This window comes from Synechococcus sp. H55.10 (genome assembly GCF_047502715.1).
Taxonomy (GTDB): Bacteria; Cyanobacteriota; Cyanobacteriia; order Thermostichales; family Thermostichaceae; genus Thermostichus.
Genome location: NZ_JANSJJ010000113.1, coordinates 1 through 4,482, shown reverse-complemented (window position 1 = coordinate 4,482; position 4,482 = coordinate 1). Strand labels below are relative to the sequence as shown.

The window sequence follows — 4,482 nt, the reverse complement described above, 5'->3', positions numbered from 1 at the left end:
CCTCCGCGTCCGACCACCCCTTACAGTCTACTTCTGCCGGCCGCGACTAGCGATTGCCAGACCCCCCGGCCCCTCTCCCAAAGGGACGGCCCTCACCCCCGGCCCCTCTCCCAAAGGGACGGCCCTCACCCCCGGCCCCTCTCCCAAAGGGAGAGGGGAGTTAGAGATGGTGCTCCGCGCCGCCGGCGCAAACATGCATCTGGTTGGAACCAGCCCTGGCAGGAAGGATCCCCGGTTGCTGCAGCTAACATGGGCATGACCTGTTTTTGCGTGGGTGTCATGCCGCCACTGGTATTCCGGCTACCTGTCCGGTTTTTGCTAACCTTGCCGCTGGGCCTTGCCATGGTGTTGGGGGTAGGGAGAGGGGATCCCGCTCGAGCCCAAGTATTGCTGCACCTTCCCCTGCCCAGTGGGGAGTTGATGCGGGCCCAGGCCCTGCAACTGGCCACTGACTCGCTGCGGCTGGCCCAGTTTGGCCAGACAGAAGAGGCGCTGCGCCGCTTGCAACTGGCGGTGGCCATGGTGCCCAACTCCTCCGAGCTGCTCTATGTTTTGGGCAACGTCCACCTGGAGCGGGGAGACTACGCCCAGGCGGTGCAAGCGCTGCAGAAGGCCCGCGCCCTGGCTACCGACGACGCCGATATTCTCTACTCGCTGGGAGCGGCTTACTTGCGGCAGGGCAGCTACTTTGCCGCCGCCGAGGCTTTGGAACGGGCTGTGGCCCTGCAACCGGATAACCCCAACGCCCGCTTCCAACTGGGCAATGCTTACCTAATGCTGGATCAGTGGGATCCCGCCCGGCGGGAATATGAGAAGACCCTGGAGTTGGATCCCGCCTATTGGCCGGCCATGAACAACATCGGCTTGGTGGACTACGAGCAGGGAGATCTCGACGCTGCTATCGAGCGCTGGGAACGCACGATAGAGATGAACGACTCTGTGGCAGAGCCCTACTTGGCCTTGGCGACCGCTCTCTACATTCGGGGAGAAACCGGACGAGCCGAGGAGCTGGGGGCAAAGGCCATGCGCCTGGATCCCAGCTATGCCCGGCTAGAAGTGCTGCGGGAGAACCTGTGGCGGGAGAAGCTGCTGCGGGATGTGCAAGTTCTCCTGCGCAGCCGCCCCGTTGCCGAGGCTCTGCAGCAAGCTGCCGTCGAGCAGTTCAACCGGCAGATGGGGCTCTCAGAAGAGTAGGCTCAGGGGCCGCCCAAGGCAGCTTGGGCCGGGGATCCCGCGCCCATCCGTTCCTGCAGCCTCTCAACCTTGGCCCGGATCCGCTCGGCAATCCCAGCGCTGTTCAAGCCCAGATCCGCCAAGGACTCCTCAGGAGTGGCATGTTCCACCCACACATCCGGCACCCCCAGGCGCAACAAAGGCACCCGGATATCGGCATCCAGAAGGGCTTCCCCCACTGCCGAGCCAAACCCGCCCATGAGGCAGCCCTCTTCTACTGTCACCACCAGGCGGCTCTGTTGGGCCAGGGGCAGGATCAGCTCGGTGTCCAGAGGCTTGGCGAAGCGGGCGTTGACCACAGTGGTGGCAATGCCGTGTTCCTTCAAAATCTCCGCCGCCTGCAAACTGGGATGCACCATCGATCCATAGGCCAGGATCAGCACCTCGCCGCCGCTGCGCAGCACCTCTGCTTTGCCGATGGGAATGGGCTCCCACCCTTCCTCTGCCAGGGGCACCCCCACGCCGGAGCCACGCGGGTAGCGCATGGCAATGGGGCCTTGGGTGTACTGGATCCCGGTCACCACCATGCGCTGCAGCTCCGCTTCGTCTTTGGGGGCCATCAGCACCATTTCGGGGATGCAGCGCAGATAGGCAATGTCGTACATGCCCTGGTGGGTTGGGCCGTCAGCTCCCACCACCCCCGCCCGATCCAAACAGAAGAAGACCGGCAACTTTTGGATGCAGACATCGTGGATGATCTGGTCGTAGGCCCGCTGCAGGAAGGTGGAGTAAATGGCCACCACCGGGCGCATCCCCTCGCAGGCCATGCCGGCAGCCAACGTGACGGCGTGCTGCTCGGCGATCCCCACATCTATAAACTGATCCGGCAGCTTTTCCTTGAGTTTGTCTAGGCCGGTGCCAGTGTCCATGGCCGCCGTAATGCCGATAATGCGAGGATCCCGCTCCGCCAGCTTGCAAAGGGCGTGGCCAAAGACCTTGCTGTAGCTGGGGGGCTTGGGCTTGCTGGGTGGGTAGGGCTTGCCGGTGGCCAGGTCAAAGCGGGATTGGGCGTGATACCCCACCTGCTCCGCTTCCGCTGGCGGGTAGCCCTTGCCCTTGACTGTGGCCACATGCACCAGCACCGGCCCAGAGATGCCGTGGGCCAACTCAAAGGCATCCAACAATTCTGCCAAGTTGTGCCCGTCCACCGGCCCCACGTAGGTAAAGCCCAGCTCCTCAAAGATGATGCCCGCCTTGTTGTTTTGCACGGCAGTAACCAGCTTCACCGTCTCCTTGAGGCGGTCGATTTCCGGGCTGAGGCTGGAGCCAACCAGAGGCAGATTCTTGAGTTGCTCCTCTAGGCTGTCGGCCAAAAACTGCACCGGTGGGCTGAGGCGCAGGCGGTTTAAATAGCGAGGGATCGCCCCCACGTTGGGAGAAATCGACATGCCGTTGTCGTTGAGGATCACCATCAGGTTGGTCTTGGGCAGGTGCCCGGCGTGGTTGATCGCCTCATAGGCCATGCCCCCAGTCAGAGCACCATCCCCAATGATGGCCACCACCTTGAAGTTGTCCCCCCGCCGATCCCGAGCGATGGCCATGCCCAAGGCCGCCGAGATGCTGGTGGAGGCGTGCCCGGCCCCAAAGTGGTCGAAGCGGCTCTCGCTGCGCTTCAGGTAGCCGGAAATCCCCCCTTTCTGGCGCAGCGTGTGAAAGTTGTGATACCTGCCGGTGAGCATTTTGTGGGCATAGGCTTGGTGGCCCACATCCCAAATCACCTTGTCGCGATCCAGGTCAAGGGTCTTGTAGAGGGCCAGGGTCAGCTCCACCACTCCTAGCCCCGGCCCCAGGTGACAGCCGACTGGGGAGTTGGCAGCCGTTTGCAAGTGCTTTTCGCGAATCTGGCGGGCTAGGCTGCGCAACTGGCTGAGGTTCAGGGCTCGAAGCTGGTTGGGATGAGTGATGTCACTCAGGTGCATAGGGGACTCGTCCTTCCGGTGTGATCTCACTCTAGATCATTTTCTGGGCGGGTTTTGTTGCCATCCCACTTTGGAAAACGCCGGGATCCCCTGGGCCAAGGGCAGTGAGATCCTGAGAGGGAGCACCAAGGAGCTCATGCAAGGGTTAGCATCGCACAAGGCCCTCGGCTGCTTTGGACTGAAGGCCTATTCGCAATTGGTTTCTCTCTTTTTGTTAGCCATGAAAATCGCCGCCAACATCACCCAGCTCATCGGTCGTACCCCCCTGGTGCGGCTGAATCGGATCCCTCAATCCGAAGGGTGTCTGGCTGAGATTGTAGTGAAATTGGAGAGTTTTAACCCTGCCGCCTCGGTGAAAGATCGCATCGCCGTGAGCATGATCGAGGCTGCCGAACGAGCTGGCTTGATCACCCCCGGCAAGACCATCTTGGTGGAGCCCACCTCTGGCAATACCGGCATTGGCCTGGCCATGGCTGCTGCTGCCAAGGGTTACCGGCTGATCATCGTTATGCCTGAGAGCATGAGCCTGGAGCGGCGACTGCTGTTGAAAGCCTACGGGGCAGAGGTGCATTTGGCCAGCAGCGCCGGCGGCATGGGGGAGGCCATCTGGAAGGCCGAAGAGATCGTGCGCCGCACCCCCAACGCTTACATGCTGGGCCAATTCGCCAATCCCGCCAACCCCCAGATTCATAACCAAACCACCGGCCCGGAAATTTGGGAGGATACCGATGGCCAGGTGGATATCCTGGTGGCAGGGGTAGGCACCGGCGGCACCATCACGGGGGCGGGCGAGTTTCTGAAGGGGAAAAAACCGGCCATTCGACTGGTGGCCGTTGAGCCCAAGGCCAGTGCTGTCCTCAGCGGCGGGCGGCCTGGCTTTCACCGCATTGAAGGGATCGGAGCAGGATTTGTGCCCGATGTGCTGCGGCGCGACCTGCTGGATGAGGTAATTGCAGTGGAAGATGAGGAAAGCATGATCTACAGCCGCCGCCTGGCCAGGGAAGAGGGGATCCTCTCCGGCATTTCCACCGGAGCTGCCTTGGCGGGAGCCATCCAGGTGGGGCGGCGACCGGAAAACGCCGGCAAGCTAATTGTGATGATCCAGCCCAGTTTTGGCGAGCGCTACTTGAGCACGCCCCTCTTCCGCGACCTAGAGCGGGATTCTGACCGCGCGGGCGGGCCGGTCGGGGATCCCAGCAGTCTTGGACCATCCAACCCAGGCCAAAAGCTCCAGTAATCGGCTACGTGGGGGCGACGGGGCCCCACTTGCACTTTGAGTTGTGGCACCAGACGGTGGGGCAAGGCTGGGTGGTTTTGGACGCTACCGATG

General features: G+C 62.3%; 4 protein-coding genes. 3 read left to right on the top strand and 1 reads right to left on the bottom strand.

Going from position 1 to position 4,482, the window contains the following annotated elements; genetic code table 11:
• Together NW858_RS07845 and NW858_RS07840 are read left to right on the top strand one after the other, a co-directional pair.
• On the top strand, nt 1–259 hold a 259-nt coding region (locus NW858_RS07845; RefSeq protein ID WP_414520242.1), incomplete at its 5' end, for a hypothetical protein.
• Nucleotides 260–279: 20 nt separating this feature from the next.
• Nucleotides 280–1,194, top strand: a complete 915-nt coding sequence (locus NW858_RS07840) for a tetratricopeptide repeat protein (RefSeq protein WP_414520241.1) — start codon at nt 280–282, stop codon at nt 1,192–1,194.
• Nucleotides 1,195–1,196: 2 nt separating this feature from the next.
• On the opposite strand, the gene dxs is transcribed toward NW858_RS07840, so the two are convergent.
• Nucleotides 1,197–3,152 (bottom strand): 1-deoxy-D-xylulose-5-phosphate synthase, encoded by a 1,956-nt coding sequence (gene dxs, locus NW858_RS07835; protein WP_414520240.1) that lies wholly within the window; start codon nt 3,150–3,152, stop codon nt 1,197–1,199.
• A gap of 220 nt (nt 3,153–3,372) precedes the next feature.
• On the opposite strand from dxs, the gene cysK reads away from it, so the two are divergent.
• Nucleotides 3,373–4,389 (top strand): cysteine synthase A, encoded by a 1,017-nt coding sequence (gene cysK / locus NW858_RS07830; protein WP_414335559.1) that lies wholly within the window; start codon nt 3,373–3,375, stop codon nt 4,387–4,389.
• The last annotated feature ends 93 nt before the right edge of the window (nt 4,390–4,482 follow it).